Annotated in this window: 12 protein-coding genes; 1 reads left to right on the top strand and 11 read right to left on the bottom strand. The window is 70.0% G+C overall.

Translation table 11 applies throughout. The features are described from left to right. Positions 1-3: 3 nt before the first annotated feature. From ABD732_RS02440 to iolC, 8 genes are all read right to left on the bottom strand, one after another. On the bottom strand, positions 4-879 hold the full coding sequence (locus ABD732_RS02440; protein WP_344780211.1) for a sugar phosphate isomerase/epimerase family protein: 876 nt from the start codon (positions 877-879) through the stop codon (positions 4-6). 25 nt (positions 880-904) lie between these two features. Further along, entirely contained in the window at positions 905-1,921 is a 1,017-nt protein-coding gene (locus ABD732_RS02435) for a Gfo/Idh/MocA family protein (RefSeq protein WP_344780209.1), read from the bottom strand. 41 nt (positions 1,922-1,962) lie between these two features. Continuing rightward, the gene (locus ABD732_RS02430) at positions 1,963-2,886 is read right to left on the bottom strand and encodes a sugar phosphate isomerase/epimerase family protein (protein ID WP_344780207.1); all 924 of its coding nucleotides are present in this window, start codon (positions 2,884-2,886) and stop codon (positions 1,963-1,965) included. Positions 2,887-2,973: 87 nt separating this feature from the next. Beyond that, entirely contained in the window at positions 2,974-4,902 is a 1,929-nt protein-coding gene (gene iolD, locus ABD732_RS02425; protein WP_344780205.1) for a 3D-(3,5/4)-trihydroxycyclohexane-1,2-dione acylhydrolase (decyclizing), read from the bottom strand. After that, positions 4,899-5,828: a 5-deoxy-glucuronate isomerase gene (gene iolB / locus ABD732_RS02420; protein WP_344780203.1), complete on the bottom strand. Its 930-nt coding sequence runs from the start codon at positions 5,826-5,828 to the stop codon at positions 4,899-4,901. The genes iolD and iolB overlap by 4 nt, the downstream gene beginning before the upstream one ends. A gap of 47 nt (positions 5,829-5,875) precedes the next feature. Next, positions 5,876-7,396, bottom strand: coding sequence for a CoA-acylating methylmalonate-semialdehyde dehydrogenase (locus ABD732_RS02415; protein ID WP_344780201.1), 1,521 nt, complete (start codon positions 7,394-7,396; stop codon positions 5,876-5,878). 53 nt (positions 7,397-7,449) lie between these two features. Then, the gene (locus ABD732_RS02410; protein WP_425552963.1) at positions 7,450-8,364 is read right to left on the bottom strand and encodes a Cgl0159 family (beta/alpha)8-fold protein; all 915 of its coding nucleotides are present in this window, start codon (positions 8,362-8,364) and stop codon (positions 7,450-7,452) included. Between the two features lies 1 nt (position 8,365). Then, a complete protein-coding gene (gene iolC, locus ABD732_RS02405; RefSeq protein ID WP_344780199.1) occupies positions 8,366-9,319 on the bottom strand; it encodes a 5-dehydro-2-deoxygluconokinase in 954 nt (317 codons plus the stop codon). 245 nt (positions 9,320-9,564) lie between these two features. Between iolC and ABD732_RS02400 the strand changes: the two genes are divergently transcribed. After that, complete coding sequence (locus ABD732_RS02400; protein ID WP_344780197.1) at positions 9,565-10,314, top strand: GntR family transcriptional regulator; 750 nt, start codon at positions 9,565-9,567, stop codon at positions 10,312-10,314. A 6-nt stretch (positions 10,315-10,320) separates the two neighbouring features. Here ABD732_RS02400 and ABD732_RS02395 read toward each other — a convergent pair whose 3' ends face one another. Genes ABD732_RS02395 through ABD732_RS02385 form a run of 3 tightly spaced genes read right to left on the bottom strand, consistent with a single transcriptional unit; the run spans position 10,321 to position 14,665 of the window. After that, positions 10,321-12,993 carry a bifunctional acetate--CoA ligase family protein/GNAT family N-acetyltransferase gene (locus ABD732_RS02395; protein ID WP_344780195.1) on the bottom strand — a complete coding sequence of 891 codons (2,673 nt, stop codon included), beginning with the start codon at positions 12,991-12,993 and terminating at the stop codon, positions 10,321-10,323. Beyond that, positions 12,986-14,227, bottom strand: coding sequence for an acetoin utilization protein AcuC (locus ABD732_RS02390; protein WP_344780193.1), 1,242 nt, complete (start codon positions 14,225-14,227; stop codon positions 12,986-12,988). The genes ABD732_RS02395 and ABD732_RS02390 overlap by 8 nt, the downstream gene beginning before the upstream one ends. Before the next feature lie 9 nt (positions 14,228-14,236). After that, positions 14,237-14,665, bottom strand: coding sequence for a universal stress protein (locus ABD732_RS02385; RefSeq protein WP_344780191.1), 429 nt, complete (start codon positions 14,663-14,665; stop codon positions 14,237-14,239). Positions 14,666-14,698 lie beyond the last annotated feature (33 nt).

Here is a 14,698-nt window from a genome sequence, read left to right as displayed (position 1 = left end):
GGCTCAGGAGTGAGCGGCGATCAGTTCGCGGATGCGGGCGAGCTGCGCCGCCGAGACCTCGTCGGCGCGTTCGTTCTCGCCGAAGACGTTGGAGCACAGGATCGCGTCCTCGCGCGCCAGGAAGCCGCTGCGGCCGAGGGCGCCGAAGAGCTGATCCCAGTCCACGTCGCCGTCACCGATCTCCTGGTGCTGGTGGACGCGGACCGCGTTGCCCGGCGGGTTGGTGATGTAGCGCAGCCCGTGCGACCGGGTGTGGTCGAACGTATCGGCGCAGTACACCGCCCCGAGCCGGTCCCCGAGCGCCGGGATCAGCGATTCCGCGCGATCACCCATGTGGAAGGTATGGCTGGCGACGTAGACGAAGCCCACCGCGTCGCTGTTGAGGCCGCGGATGATCTGCCAGCCGGCGAGGCCGTCTTCGACGAAGTCGTCCGGGTGCGGGTCGATGTTCAGCGTCACCCCGGCGCGCTCGAGGACCGGGATCAGCTCCTCCATCGACCGGTAGAACCCGGCCTCGGACTCCTCGGCGCGTTCAGGGCGTCCGGAGAACTCGGTGTTGATCACCGACACCCCGAGCTCCTGCGCGATCTCGATGGTGCGAGTCAGATTGCGGACCCCCGCCCGGCGCAGCGGTTCCTCCGGCCACGACAGCCGCTGCACGGGCAACAGCGAGGTGATCTGCACTCCGGTCGCGGCCGAGCGCTCCCGGACCTTGCGCACGTAATCGTCGTCGACGCGGGGATGACCGAAGAACGGAATCCAGTCCGGGTGCGGGGTCAGCTGGATCCACTCGTAGCCGTTGGCCGCCGCGACATCGAAGAAGTCGAGGAACTCGTGCGTGGAGTGGTACGGGGTGGGGTCGAGGGCGATGCGGACCATCGTCGTCTCCTGTGGTGGTGAGCGGTCAGGCGTAGAAGTCGGGGACGGGCGGCAGCTCGACGGCGACGGGGCCCGGGGTCTCCAGCGCCTCGACCCCGGCCTTGCAGCAGACAGCCACCTTGTAGCCGTCCCAGGCGGTCGGGCCGGCGATCTCGCCGCGCTTGGCGCCGTCCACCCAGGCCTGCACCTGACGGTCGTAGGCCTCGACGAAGCGGGTGGTGAAATCGGCGTGCTCGCCGATCGAGTAGGTGGCGTCCTGCCACACCTGCACGCCGGAGGGCTGGCCGATCCGGGCGATGCCGTCGGCCATCACGGCCTCGGTGGCCACCTGGTAGCCGAAGCGGACCGAGACGTTCATCTCGACGTCCACCAGCACGCCGTTGTCGAGCTCCATCAGGACCAGGATCGGCTCGCGCAGGTGATCGGGGGTGTTCGGATTCCGCCGCCCGTGCCGTACCTCGATGGAGGCCACCGAGCCGCCGGCCAGCCACGGCACCACGTCGAACTCGTGCACCACCGAGTCGGTGATGAGCATGGGCTGGATGTAGCTGTCGGGCACCGACGGGTTGCGGTGCACCGCGTGGATCATCAGCAGTTCGCCGACCCGTTCGGAGGCGATCAGCTCGCGCAGCGCCTCGAACTCGCGGTCGAAGCGGCGCATGAAGCCGACCTGGATCAGCTTCTTGCCGCCGGCCATCTCGGCCTCCAGCACGCGCCACGACGACTCCGGATCCTGAGTGAGCGGCTTCTCGCACAGGATCGGCAGGCCCGCGGCGATGCAGGGCAGCAGGCCGGCTTCGTGGAACTGTCCCGGCGTAGCGATCAGCACGGCATCCATCGCGCCGGCGGCCAGCGCCTCGTCGATGTTCGCGTAGCCGCCCGCCAGCGGGGCGTACTCCAGGGCCGCCTCGCGGCGACCGGCATCGGGTTCGACGACCGCGCTGACGTGCGCCCCGGTGATGGTGGCGGTGAGACGCTTGATGTGGTCGAAGCCCATGGCTCCGGCGCCGACGACGCCGACGCGCAGTTCGGAGTTGGTCATGTCGGGAGTTGCCCTTCCGTGGAGCTGTGCGAGTGGGGTGATCAGTGCGTGCGGGTGAGCGGGTGGCAGCCGAAGATGTGCTGCCGGGTGCGGGTGGCGATGCCGGCGGGCAGGTCGATGTCGCAGCCGGGCATGTCCTGCTCGACGATCGCGAACATCTCCGGGTTGATCTTCACCGCGGCGTCGATCACCGGTGCGAAGTCCGGGATGCCGTTCGGCGGCTCCACCATGATCTTGCTGGCCGAGTCGGCGAACGGAAGGTCGTTCTTGAGGACCTCCCAGATCAGCTCGGGGTCGATCTGCTTCAGGTGCAGGTAGCCGATCCGCTCCGGGTACCGCTCCATCAGGGCGACGTTGTTGCCGCCGTAGTAGGCGAAGTGGCCGGTGTCCAGGCACAGGTTCACGTACCGCGGGTCGGTCTCGGCCAGCAGCCGCTCCACCTCGCCGGTGGTGCCGACGTGGCTGTCGGCGTGGCTGTGGAACTGCTGGCGGATGCCGAACTCCTCGAGGAGGGCCTTGCCGAGCTTGTCGTGGCCGGCGGCCAGCGCCTTCCACTGCTCGTCGTCGAGAGTGCGCGACTCCAGGGCCTCGCCGGTGAGGTCGCTGCGCCACAGGTCCGGGATCACGACGATGTGCTCAGCGCCCATCGCGCGGACCAGGGTGGCGACGTCGGAAACCTGCTGCCAGGCGCGGTCCCACTGGCCCTCGCCCTTGTGGAAGCCGGTGAAGATGGTGCCGCCGGAGATCTCCAGGTCGCGCTTGTCCAGCTCTTCCTTCAGGCGCACCGGGTCGGTCGGCAGGTAGCCGTACGGGCCCAGTTCGATGTAGTGGTAGCCGGCCTCGGCGACCTCGTCGAGGAAGCGCTCGTACGGGGTCTGGCGCGGGTGCTCGGGGAACCAGACGCCCCAGGAGTCGGGAGCGGTGCCGATGCGCAGGCCTTCGGTGTGTGCGGTGGTGTCGGTCATGTCGGGGGTCCTTCGTGGTGTTCTGGGGTTTGTGGGTCTCGACTTCGCGCGACCGTCGAGGGGTTCGCTCGGCCGGCGAAGCGGCGTTCAGCCGAGGAGCGGTCGCTGGCGCGTGCGCTGCTCCGTGTACTCGGCGAAGGCGGATTCGGTGCTGTCGATTTCGGACACCTCGGCCACCGGGACGTCCCACCAGCCGTCGCCTTCGGGGGCGTAGACGAACGGGTCGCTGTGCAGGTGGATCACCGTGGGTCCGTCGGCGGCCTTCGCAGTGCGGATTCCCGCGGCCAGGGCCTCGAGCGCTTCGGGGCCGGGCTCGATGTCGATCACCTCGCAGCCGTAGCTGCGGGCATTGGCGGCCAGGTCCACCGGCAGGAAGTCGCCGCGCTCGAAGGTGACGTGCGCCGGATCGCCGTCGGGAGAGGTCGCGAACCGGTAGCGGGTGCCGTACCGCTGGCTGCCGACGGTCTCGGACAGGTGACCGATCGAGGCGTAGCCCTGGTTCTGAATGATGACGACGATCAGCTTGATGCCCTCGGCCACCGCGGTCACCAGTTCGGTGTGCAGCATCAGGTACGAGCCGTCGCCGACCATCACCACCACGTCGCGGTCGTCGCCGTCGGCCAGCAGCCCGCGCTTGGCGCCGAGGCCGCCGGCGATCTCGTAGCCCATGCACGAGAACCCGTACTCGACGTGGTAGCCGAGCGGATCGGAAGGGCGCCACAGCTTCTGCAGGTCGCCGGGCAGGGAACCGGCCGCCTGGATGATGACGTCCTCGGGGTCCATCGCCTCCAGGACGGTGCCGATGATCTCCGGCTGACCGGGCAGCTCGCCGCCGGTGGGCACGAAGGCCTCGTCGACCAGGGCGTCCCACTTGCGCTTGGCGTCGGCGGCGGTCTGCGCGTAGCCGTCGTCGACGTGCAGGCCCGACAGCTCCTCGCGCAGGGCATGCAGCGCCTCGCGGGCGTCGGCGATCACCGGTAGCTGCGTGCCGTGCTTGTAGGCGTCGAAGGAGGCGACGTTGATGTTGACGAACGTGACGCCGGGATTCTGGAACGCGGTGCGGCTGGAGGTGGTGAAGTCGCTGTAGCGGGTGCCGACGCCGATCACCAGGTCGGCCTCGGCCGCGATCTGATTGGCCGAGGCGCTGCCGGTGGCGCCCACGCCGCCCAGGTTCAGCGGGTGGTCCCAGGGCAGGGAGCCGCCGCCGGCCTGCGTGGTGGCGACCGGGACGCCGATCTCCTCGGCCAGTTCGCGCAGCGCGTCGGTGGCGTCGGAGTAGATAACGCCGCCGCCGGCGATGATCAGCGGGCGCTCGGCCGCACGGATGGCCGCCGCCGCGCGGGCCAGCGGACCGCGCTCGGCGAGCGGCCGGCGGATGTGCCATTCGCGGTCGGCCAGGAAGGCTTCGGGCACGTCGATCACCTCCGCCTGCACGTCCTCGGGCAGAGCGATGGTCACCGCGCCGGTCTCAGCCGGATCGGTGAGCACCCGCATCGCGGCCAGCGCGATGGAGAACAGCTGCTCGGGACGCTGCACGCGATCGAAGAAGCGCGACAGCGGACGGAAGGCGTCGGAGACCTGAATGCCGGTGTCGTGCGGGTGCTCCAGCTGCTGCAGCACCGGATCGGCGACGCGGGTGGCGAAGGTGTCCGAGACCAGCAGCAGCGCGGGCAGCCGGTTCGCGGTGGCCAGCGCCGCCCCGGTCAGCATGTTCGCCGCGCCCGGCCCCACCGAGGCGGCGCACGCCAGGGTGGCGCGGCGGCGGTGCATGCGGGCGAAACCGACCGCCTGGTGCACCATGGCCTGCTCGTTGCGGGCCTGATAGAAGGGCATCAGGCCGGGTTCGGTGACCGAGGACTGCAGCAGAGCCTGGCCCACTCCGGCCACGTTCCCGTGCCCGAAGATGCCGAAGGTGCCCGGAACGGTCCGTTCGGTGTGATCGCCGTCCACGGTCCACTGGTGACCGAGGAACTCGATCAGGGCCTGGGCGACGGTCATGCGGCGCGTGGTGGTCATCGGCGCGGGGCTCCTTCGGATACGTCGCCGGCGGTGTACGGCAGACGGGGGTCGGCGTCGTGCAGCGGCCAGGTCTCGCGCAGCCAGGCCTGGTCGGGGTCGTCGCTGATCAGCCACACCCGCTCGGGGTCGGGGCCGGCCATGACGTTGAGGTAGTACAGGTCGTACTCCGGCGCGGCCATCGCCGGACCGTGGTAGCCGTACGGCACCAGCGCGACGTCACCGGTGCGGACCACCGCGTTGGTGTCGATCTCGCCGGCGGCCGAGGAGTAGGTGACGAAGCTGCCGAAGGCATCGGTGCGCTCCGGGACCACCCCGGCGTCGGCGTACTGCCGGGCCGGGGCGGCCTCGAAGTAGTAGATCTCCTCCAACCGGGCCTCGTGCCCGGGCACGTGTTCGTCGTGCTTGTGCGCCGGATGCGAGGACCAGTTGCCGCCCGGCGTGATCACCTCGCAGACGATCAGAGCAGCGGCATCCAGGGCCTGCGGGGTGCCGAAGTTGTGCACCTGCCGGGTGTCCCGGCCCGCGCCGCGAACCTCCACCGGCACCTGGTCGGCGGACAGGTGGACGGTCGGCTTCACCACGGCGGTGGGCGCCTCGGCGACGGCCACCCGGCCGGTGCCGCGGACCGCCGCCGCGGTGCCGGACCCGAGGTAGAGGACGTCGGTGGGGCCGGCGAAGACACCGGTGCGTCCGTGCAGATGCGTGGTGGTGCCCTCGTGGTCCACATCGAAGGAGCCGCCCAGCGGCACCACGATCCGTTCCACCTCGCCGGCGGGCAGGTCGAGTGCCGTCGCGCCGTCGAGCACCGCGACGCGAAGTCCGGTATGGCTCCATCCGTCGATGGAACCGTCGACCACCGACTCCCATCCGTCCCGGGCGAGGCTGCCGCGGGAGTGAAACCACTCGTTCGGGGTGGGCGTCATCGTCGTCTACCTCCTGGGTCGAATTGTCCGCGCCTGGAAAAGGCGTGTCAGTCGTTCTCGGGGAAGCCGAGGTTGATGCCGCCGTGCGCGGCGCGGTCGGCCGGGTCGGGCCAGCGGGTGGTGATGGCCTTGAGCTGGGTGAAGAACTTGACGCCCTCGGCGCCGTGCGCCTTTGTGTCACCGAACATCGAGGCCTTCCAGCCGCCGAAGCTGAAGGTGGCCACCGGGACCGGGATCGGGACGTTGACGCCGATCATGCCGACGGCGATCTCGCGCTGGAAGCGCCGGGCGGCGCCGCCGTCGTTGGTGAAGATGGCGGTGCCGTTGCCGAAGGCGCCGTCGTTGATCAGTTCGACGCCGTCTTCGTAGTTGGACACGCGGACGATTGCCAGGACCGGGCCGAAGATCTCCTCGGTGTAGACGCGCGAGGTGACCGGGACCTGGTCGATCAGGGTGGGACCGAGCCAGAAGCCGGACGGATCGCCGTCGGGCTGCACGTCGCGGCCGTCCACCACCACGGTGGCGCCGTCCTCGACGGCGATGTCGATGTAGGAAGCCACCTTGTCGCGGTGCGCCTGCGTCACCAGCGGGCCCATGTCGCTGCCGCGGCGGCCGTCGCCGACGCGCAGGTTCGCCATGCGGTCGGTGATCTTCTCGATGAGGGCGTCGGCGACGGGCTCGACGGCCACGATCACCGAGATCGCCATGCAGCGCTCGCCCGCCGAGCCGAAGCCGGCGTTGATGGCGGCGTCGGCGGCCAGTTCGAGGTCGGCGTCCGGCAGCACCAGCATATGGTTCTTGGCGCCACCGAGGGCCTGCACGCGCTTGCCGAACTTGGCACCCTGCTCGTAGACGTACTGGGCGATCGGGGTGGAGCCGACGAACGAGACGGCGGCCACGTCGGGGTGCTCCAGCAGGCCGTCGACGGCCTCCTTGTCGCCGTTGAGGACGGTGAAGATGCCGTCGGGCAGACCGGCTTCCTTCCACAGCTCGGCGACCCAGATCGACGCCGACGGATCCTTCTCACTCGGCTTGAGGATCACCGCGTTGCCGGCGGCGATGGCGATCGGGAAGAACCACGCCGGCACCATGGCCGGGAAGTTGAACGGGCTGATGATGCCGACCACGCCGAGCGGCTGGCGGGTGGAGAAGACGTCGACGCCGGTGGAGACCTGCTCGCTGTACTCGCCCTTCAGGTGCTCGGACAGACCGCAGGCGAACTCGACGACCTCCTGGCCGCGGCTGATCTCGCCGAGCGCGTCGGAGAGCACCTTGCCGTGCTCGGCGGTGATGATCTCGGCCAGCTCCGGCTTGCGCGCCTCGAGCAGCTCGCGGAACTTGAACAGCACGTTCTGCCGGCGCGCCAGCGACAGCGATCCCCAGGCGGGCTGGGCGGCCTTCGCCGAGGCGACGGCGGCGTCGATCTCGGCCTTGTCGGCCAGCGCGACCTTCTTGGTGGCAGTGCCCAGAGCCGGGTCGAAGACGTCGGCGGTGCGGCCGCTGGTCGACTCGTAGGGGCCGCCGTCGATCCAGTGGTTGACGACGGACTGAGCGGTGGTGATGGTCATCGGTGTTGCCTCCCTGAGGGCGAGCGGGTGGGTGGTTTCGAAGGTCTGCGGCCTCAGCCGTGGACCAGGGCTGTCGCCGTGTCGACAGCGGAGACGACGTCGCCGTCGTGCGGGTAGAGGAGCGTGCGGCCCACGGTGAGACCGTGCACGCCGGGCAGGGCGAGGGCGGACTTCCAGGAGGCGTACACCGTCTCCGGGTCGCCGCTGGGGTCGCCGCCGAGCAGCAGCGTCGGCAGCGTGGTCGACGCCATGACGCGTTCCATGTCGTCCACCACCGGCAGCTTCATCCAGCTGTAGGCGGAGCTGCCGCCGAGGCCGGCGGCCATCGCGACGGAGTTGATCACCGCGTCGGCGGACAGGTCGTTGACGATCTTCCCGTCGACCCGCCGGCTGAGGAACGGCTCCAGCATGATCGGCAGCTTGGCCGCGGCGGCCGCGTCGACGGCGCGGGCGGTGGCCTCCATGGTGGCGACGGTGCCCGGGTCGTCCAGGTCGAAGCGCACCAGGACCTTGGCGAAGTCGAGGCCGTCGCGGGTCATGGCCGGGACGTCGTAAGCGGTGTAGCGGTCGTCCATCTCGAAGGCGGCGCCGCGCAGGCCGCCGCGGTTCATCGAGCCCACGACGATCTTGTCGTCGAGCAGCCCGAGGAGGGCCAGGTCGTCGATGATGTCCGGGGTGCCAAGCACCCCGTCGACGCCGGGACGCGAGAGCGCCGTGGCCATGCGCTGCAGCAGGTCGTAGCGGTCGGCCATTGCCATCGGGTCCGTGCCGACGCCGAGGGCGCCGCGCGCCGGATGGTCGGCGGCGATGATCATCAGCCGGGAATCGCCGCGCACCACCGGCCGGCGGGTGCGCCCGGCGAAGGCGCGCCCGACGGCGTCCGGGTCGGCCATGCGCGTCTGCCGCAGCGCGGCGAAGTCGTCGTTACTGATCGGCCCGGGTGCCGACAGCGGGGGGATGGCGGTCATATCAGTCCAGTTCCTTCAGGATGGTCTCCACCTCGGCGGTGGTCGGCATGGCGGTAGAGCACTCGCGTCGCGAAGCGACGATCGCCCCGGCGACGTTGGCGAAACGCAGAATCTTCTCCAGGCCCCAGCCCTGCAGCAGCCCGTGACAGAAGGCGCCGCCGAAGCTGTCGCCCGCCCCGAGACCGTTGATCACGTCGACGAAGTACGGGGGGACCTCGACCCGCTCGTCACGGGTCTTGGCCAGTACGCCCTTCGGGCCCTGCTTCACCACGGCCAGTTCCAGTCCGCGTTCCAGGAGCGCGTCCGCGGCCCGGTCGGGCTCGGTCTCCCCGACGGCCACCTCGCACTCTTCCTTGTTGCCGATCGCGATCGTGACCTGTTCGAGCGCCTTGCCCACCTCCGCGGAGGCTTCCTGGGCAGACGTCCAGAACATCGGGCGGTAGTCGAGGTCGAGGATCGTGCGCGGCGCGCGGCCGCGAGCCTCCCAGGCGACGTGGTGCGCCGAGCGGCTGGGATCGCGGGAAAGGCCGGTGACCGTGGACCAGTAGATGCCCGCGTCGGAGATGGCCTCCAGGTCGAGCGAGTCGCCGTCCAGCATCAAGTCCGGCGCGATCGGATCCCGGTAGAAGTACAGCGGGAAGTCGTCGGGCGGGAAGATCTCGCAGAAGGTGACCGGGGTGTTCAGTTCGGGCACGGTGGCCACGTAACGGTTGTCGACGCGCAGGCGGGTCAGTTCCCGGTGCAGGTAGCGGCCGAAGGCGTCGTCGCCGGTGGCCGTGATGACCGCCGAGCGCAGCCCGTGCCGGGCGCCGGCGACGGCGACGTTCGCGGCACTGCCGCCCAGGTACTTGCCGAAGGTCTCGACGTCCTCGAGCCCCAAGCCGTCCTGCAGCGGATAGATGTCGACGCCGATCCGGCCGATGGAGACCAGGTCGAACGGTGCGTGGGTCGTCATCGAGTCGCGGCCCTTCCTGCCGGTTGCCAGACGTGATGTCAGCAACATTGCGTATGTTTGTCAGTACAATATATCTAAGGGGACTAAGTTTGTCTACAGCGTCCAACCAGGCGGTTCGCGGCGGCCCCGGACGCCCGTTCCGACTGGATGGTACCGCCCGCTCGCTCATATGTCCGGACATTGAAGTGGCCCGCCGCGGCGCGCATCTGCGCAGGTGAGGATGACTGTGGAGGTATTGACCTAACATGAATAGCGTGAGTCCCACCGAGATCGACGTCCAACTCGATCGCCTGAGCCCCGTCCCGCTGTACTTTCAACTGGCCCAGGCGATGGAGCACGCCATCGTCGGCGGGAAGCTGCAGCCCGGCGATCGCATCGAGAACGAGATCGACCTGGCCAAGCGGCTCAGCATGTCCCGGCCGACCGCCCGGCAGGCCATCCAGGCGCTGGTCGACAAGGGCCTTCTGGTCCGCAAACGCGGTGTCGGCACCCAGGTGGTGCGCAACGAGGTGCACCGCGCCGTGGAATTGACCAGCCTCTACGAGGACCTGGTGGACGACGGCCGAACCCCCACCACCGAGTTGCTCGACTACCGTCTCGGCCCGGCCGGCGCGGAGATCGCCGACGAGTTGGGCATCGACCACGACGCATCCGTCGTCCAGATGCGCCGGCTCCGCCTGGCCGACGGCGAGCCGATCGCGATCCTCACCAATTATCTGCCCGCCGACTTCGCTCCCGCCCCGGACGAACTCAGCCAGAAGGGCCTGTATCAGTGCCTTCGCTCGCGCGGGATCACCATCCAGCTGGCGCGGCAGCGCATCGGCGCACGACTGGCAGAAGGCGACGAGGCCGAACTGCTGCACGAGGACGACCTCTCGGCCGTCCTGGTGATGCAGCGCGTGGCCTACAACGAGATGGGCAAGGCGATCGAACTCGGCCGCCACGTGTACCGGTCGTCGCTGTACTTCTTCGACGTCTCAGTCCACAGTCGCTGAACACACTCAGCTGATCCGTCGCGGATCGATGCCACGACGCGGTGGCGCGGTGCCGATCCTGACGTGTCCGGCCAGGACGGCGGCGCCGTCCGCCGAGGCGAGGATCGGCTCCAGCCGCAACTCGCGGATCTCCGGGATCCCCTCGCACAGGGCCGAGACCCGCTCGACGAGATCGGCCAGTGCTGCGGCGTCGGCCGGTTCGGTGTGCGCGACCCCCGCCAGGAGCGGTGCCGCCCGCGGCGCCGCGATCAACTGGCGGGCGTCTTCCGGGCCGAGTGGCAGCGCCCGGAACGCCCGGTCGCCGAGGAGTTCGGTGATCATCCCGGACAGCCCGAACGACACCAGCGAACCGAAAGACGGATCGTCGTGCACTTTGATCACACAGCCGATCCCCTTGTGCGCCATCCGCTGGACGTGCACCAGCGGTGAACCCGAGGCGGCGGCCAGGCCCTGATACGCCCGCCGAACCTCCCCCGGACCGTCGAGGTCGAGGCGCACCCCGCGCAGGTCGGGTCGGTTGCGCCAGCCGTGGCTCGTCGCCTTCAGCGCGACCGGATAGCCGACCTGCTCGGCGGCGGCCACCGCTTCCTCCGCGGTGAACGTCTCGCGGAAGTCCACCAGCTGAATCCCGAAGCAGGCCAGCAACTCTGCGGCGTCGAGATCCGAGAGCCAGCCGCCGGCGGTCTCACCGCGCTGCAGTGCGGTCACGACGATGCCGTGGGCGCGTTCGACGTCGATTCCTTCCGGTGCCCGCGGCTCCGATACCGGCCGGCTCCGCCACACCGCGTACCGCCACACCCGCTCCAAGGCCCGGACCGCGCGGTCCGGATCCGGGAACGACGGCACCGACCCGAACTCGGGCATGCCGTCCGCACCGTTCACCGCCAGCAGTTCGGGGATGCCGTTCTCCCCGGAGAATGTGGTCAGGATCGGCTTCGCCGAGGTCCGGGCCACCGCCCGCAGCGGCGCGGCGAAGGGTTCCATCGGTATCGGCACCGGTGGCACCACCAGCGCGACCACCGCGTCGACCTCCGGATCGGCCACCACGTCGGCCAGCACCTCGGCGAACTCCTCCGGACCGGCGGTGGGACCGATGATCTCGGTGCGCGCCGGCGTGAGGCCCGCGGACCTCGCGGCATCCACCGCAAGCCAGCCCAGCGGCGCACTGATGCTGATGACGGCGATCCGCGGACCGGCCGGCAGCGGCTGATGGCACAGCACCGTGGCGCAGTCGAACATCTCCACGATCGAATCGACCGCGATCACTCCGGCCTGGCCGAACACGTTGGCTGCCACCGTGTTGTCGATCGCCGGCGCCTCACCGTGCGCGTTCGGCTGATCGATCCGGCTGCTCCGCACCACCACGATCGGCTTGTCGCGGGCCATCCGCCGCGCGAGGTTCATGAACTTGCGCGGGTTGCCGAGGGACTCCAGATAGGCCAGCACCACGTCGGTGTCGGGGTCGGAATCCCAGTACTGCAGGAGGTCGTTCGCGGAGACGTCGGCGCGGTTGCCGGCAGAGACGAAGGTCGACAGACCCAGCCGCCGGGAGGCCGCTTCGCGCAGCACCGTCGCACCGAGCGGATCGGACTGACAGAAGAATCCCGCTCGGCCCCACCCGGGCAGTTCGGGTGCCAGCGTCGCGTTCATGGCGACCGCCGGATCGTTGTTGCCCACGCCCAGGGCGTTGGGCCCGACCAGCCGCATGCCGTGCGCACGGGCCTCCCGGACCAGTCGTCGCTGGGCGGCGTATCCGTCGGCGTCGGAGTCGGCGAAGCCGGCCGACAGCACCACCAGGCTCTTGACGCCCTTGCCCAGGCAATCGTCGAGGACCTCGTCGATGTCGGCCGCCGGGACCGCGACGATCGCGAGGTCGACGGTGTCCGGGATCTCCCGGACCGTCGGGTAGGCGCGGACGCCCTGCACCGCGCCGCGCGTCGCGTTGACCGGGAAGATGGGGCCGGTGAATCCGCTCCGGAGGAGGTTGGCCAGCACCGCGTGCCCCACCTTGCCCGCGGTCGGGGAGGCGCCGATCACCGCGATCGATCGAGGCGACAGCAGGTTCCGGATGCTGCGCGCCTCGGACGCGCGTTCGCGCGCATTGCGCACCTGCTGCAGTGCCTCGCTCGGGTCGATCGCGAACTCGAGCTCCACGATGTAGCCGTCGTCGGTGCCGTTGACCTGGTATCCGGCATCCTCGAAGACCCGCACCATGCCGGGATTCTCCGCGAGCACCGAGGCGACGAAGGTCTCGATGCCGTTCTCCGCGGCGGCACCGGCGAGGTGCTCCAGCAGTACCGATCCGAGTCCCCGTCGCTGATGGGCATCGTCGACGACGAAGGCGACCTCGGCGGTGGTCGCGTCCGGTTCGCCCTCGTAGACGCCGACGGCGATGATGTCGTCGCCGAGAATCGCGAGCAGTCCGACGCGCGAGCGATTGTCGACGTGCGTGGCCCGGTAGACCTCCTCCGCCGACAGCTTCGGGTGAGCCTCGAAGTACCGGAGGAACCGTGTCGCCTCGGACAGCCGCGAGTGGAAGGCGACCAGCCGGAACGCGTCGTCGGGCGTGATCGGGCGGATGTGCACCACACCGCCGTCGGCGGCCAGGACGTCGGCCCGCCAGTCTTCCGGGTAACTGGGGCGCTCGTCAAGCGCCTCCCCGGCCGGACCGCTAGTCATCGGGGCCGTCCGGGTCCAGGCTGAGCAGCGGGAACACCGCACGGCGCGTGTCGGCGATCGCCGCGTCCACCCGGCTCAGCCGGTCATCGGCGCCGGGCCCCTGCGCTGCTTCGTTCACGCTGCGCCACGGGGTGTAGCGAACGTCGCCGCCGTCACCCATCGCGGTGGGCAGTTCGACGTCCGCGGCCAGAGCTGCGGCGTGCGCGCGCCACGACTCCGGCAGCTCCGTGGCCATGTCGACGGTGGCGCCGAGGGCCACCGCCAGCAGGTGCGTCCAGGCGCGCGGCACCACTCGGATCAGGTCGTATCCGCCACCGCCGACAGCCAGCCAGCGCCCCTGTGCGCACTGGTCGGCCAGCGCACGCATCGCCAGGAACGCGGCCTGCTGCCCCTCGACGGTCAACGCGAACTCGCCCAGCGGGTCCTCCAGGTGCGTGTCCACCCCGCACTGGCTGACGATGATGTCCGGCTCGAACGCGGTGACCACCTGCGGGACCACCGCGTGGAAGGCGCGGAGCCACTGGGCATCGTCGGTTCCCGGGGGAAGCGGGAGGTTCACCACGCTGCCGACCCCGCGGCCGGCGCCGACGTCCGACGAGTACCCGGTGCACGGCCACAGCGTCTCCGGATCCTGGTGCACCGAGACCGTCAGCACGCGCGGATCCTCGCGAAACGCGCGCTCGACGCCGTCTCCGTGATGCACGTCGACGTCGATGTAGGCGATGCGGTCGAAGCCGTTCTCGAGCAACCAGGAGATCGACACGACGATGTCGTTGTACAGGCAGAAGCCGGCCGCATGCTCCCGCATGGCGTGGTGCATGCCACCGCCGATGCTCACCGCCCGGCGGGCATCCCCGGCGGCGATGGCCTGGGCCGCGCGCAGGGTTCCGCCGACGATCATCGCCGCCGCCTCGTGCATGTTCTCGAAGATCGGGTTGTCGTCCCCGCCGAGCCCGAAGTCCGCCGCCGCCTCGTCGTCCATGGACGGCTGTGCGTTCTGCACCGCGCGGAGGAACTCCGGCGTGTGGGCCCGGAGCAGGTGAGCTTCCTCCGCCTGCTCCGGAACCACCACGTCGACCCGGTCGAGCAGTCCGAGAGAACGCGCGAGCCGCATGGTGAGATCCAGGCGGACCGGGTTCATCGGGTGGTACGGCGACCACGCGTACTCGAGGAACTGCGGACTCCAGACGACCGCTCCGGGCTCGTCGGCCAGGCCGGTGCTCGGCTGCGGCATCGTCGGGTGCTACCCCGTGACGCGCGGGATGCCGCCGGGCATCTCGCTCAGCGCCGTCGACTGCATTTCGTCCTCCGGCAGCTTCACCGCCAGCACCGGCACCGGGCTGATCAGCAGCAGACGCTGGCTGACGCTGCCCAGGATCACCTTCCCGACCGGCGTCCGGCGCTTGACGCCGATCACCAGACGATCGGCGTTGCGCTTCACGATCTCGTCCAGCACGAGCTCGGCGGGGTCGCCCTTGGGCTTCCCGTTGGCGCCGACCTGCTCGACGACGGTGATCTCCACCCCCGAGACGTCGACGCCCTCGGTGCTCAGGCCCCGGGCGCCGAGGTTCACGGCCACCAGATCGGTGCCGAGCATTCTGGCCTCGGCGATCGCCTCGATGAAGGCGTTGCGGCTCTCACGGTTGTCGGACACTGCGACTACGACGGTCATAGCTATCTCCTTTGCAGATGTTCAGTGGTCGAA

The sequence above is a fragment of the Gordonia caeni genome, from assembly GCF_039537105.1.
Lineage (GTDB): Bacteria > Actinomycetota > Actinomycetes > Mycobacteriales > Mycobacteriaceae > Gordonia > Gordonia caeni.
This window is presented reverse-complemented; position numbering and strand designations above follow the sequence as displayed.

What these genes read in the sequence shown, in the direction of transcription:
- ABD732_RS02440 (WP_344780211.1), bottom strand. Translation starts at nt 879, where the DNA reads ATGGTCCGCATCGCCCTCGACCCCACCCCGTACCACTCCACGCACGAG.
- ABD732_RS02435 (WP_344780209.1), bottom strand. Translation starts at nt 1,921, where the DNA reads ATGACCAACTCCGAACTGCGCGTCGGCGTCGTCGGCGCCGGAGCCATG.
- ABD732_RS02430 (WP_344780207.1), bottom strand. Translation starts at nt 2,886, where the DNA reads ATGACCGACACCACCGCACACACCGAAGGCCTGCGCATCGGCACCGCT.
- iolD (WP_344780205.1), bottom strand. Translation starts at nt 4,902, where the DNA reads ATGACCACCACGCGCCGCATGACCGTCGCCCAGGCCCTGATCGAGTTC.
- iolB (WP_344780203.1), bottom strand. Translation starts at nt 5,828, where the DNA reads ATGACGCCCACCCCGAACGAGTGGTTTCACTCCCGCGGCAGCCTCGCC.
- ABD732_RS02415 (WP_344780201.1), bottom strand. Translation starts at nt 7,396, where the DNA reads ATGACCATCACCACCGCTCAGTCCGTCGTCAACCACTGGATCGACGGC.
- ABD732_RS02410 (WP_425552963.1), bottom strand. Translation starts at nt 8,364, where the DNA reads ATGACCGCCATCCCCCCGCTGTCGGCACCCGGGCCGATCAGTAACGAC.
- iolC (WP_344780199.1), bottom strand. Translation starts at nt 9,319, where the DNA reads ATGACGACCCACGCACCGTTCGACCTGGTCTCCATCGGCCGGATCGGC.
- ABD732_RS02400 (WP_344780197.1), top strand. Translation starts at nt 9,565, where the DNA reads ATGAATAGCGTGAGTCCCACCGAGATCGACGTCCAACTCGATCGCCTG.
- ABD732_RS02395 (WP_344780195.1), bottom strand. Translation starts at nt 12,993, where the DNA reads ATGACTAGCGGTCCGGCCGGGGAGGCGCTTGACGAGCGCCCCAGTTAC.
- ABD732_RS02390 (WP_344780193.1), bottom strand. Translation starts at nt 14,227, where the DNA reads ATGCCGCAGCCGAGCACCGGCCTGGCCGACGAGCCCGGAGCGGTCGTC.
- ABD732_RS02385 (WP_344780191.1), bottom strand. Translation starts at nt 14,665, where the DNA reads ATGACCGTCGTAGTCGCAGTGTCCGACAACCGTGAGAGCCGCAACGCC.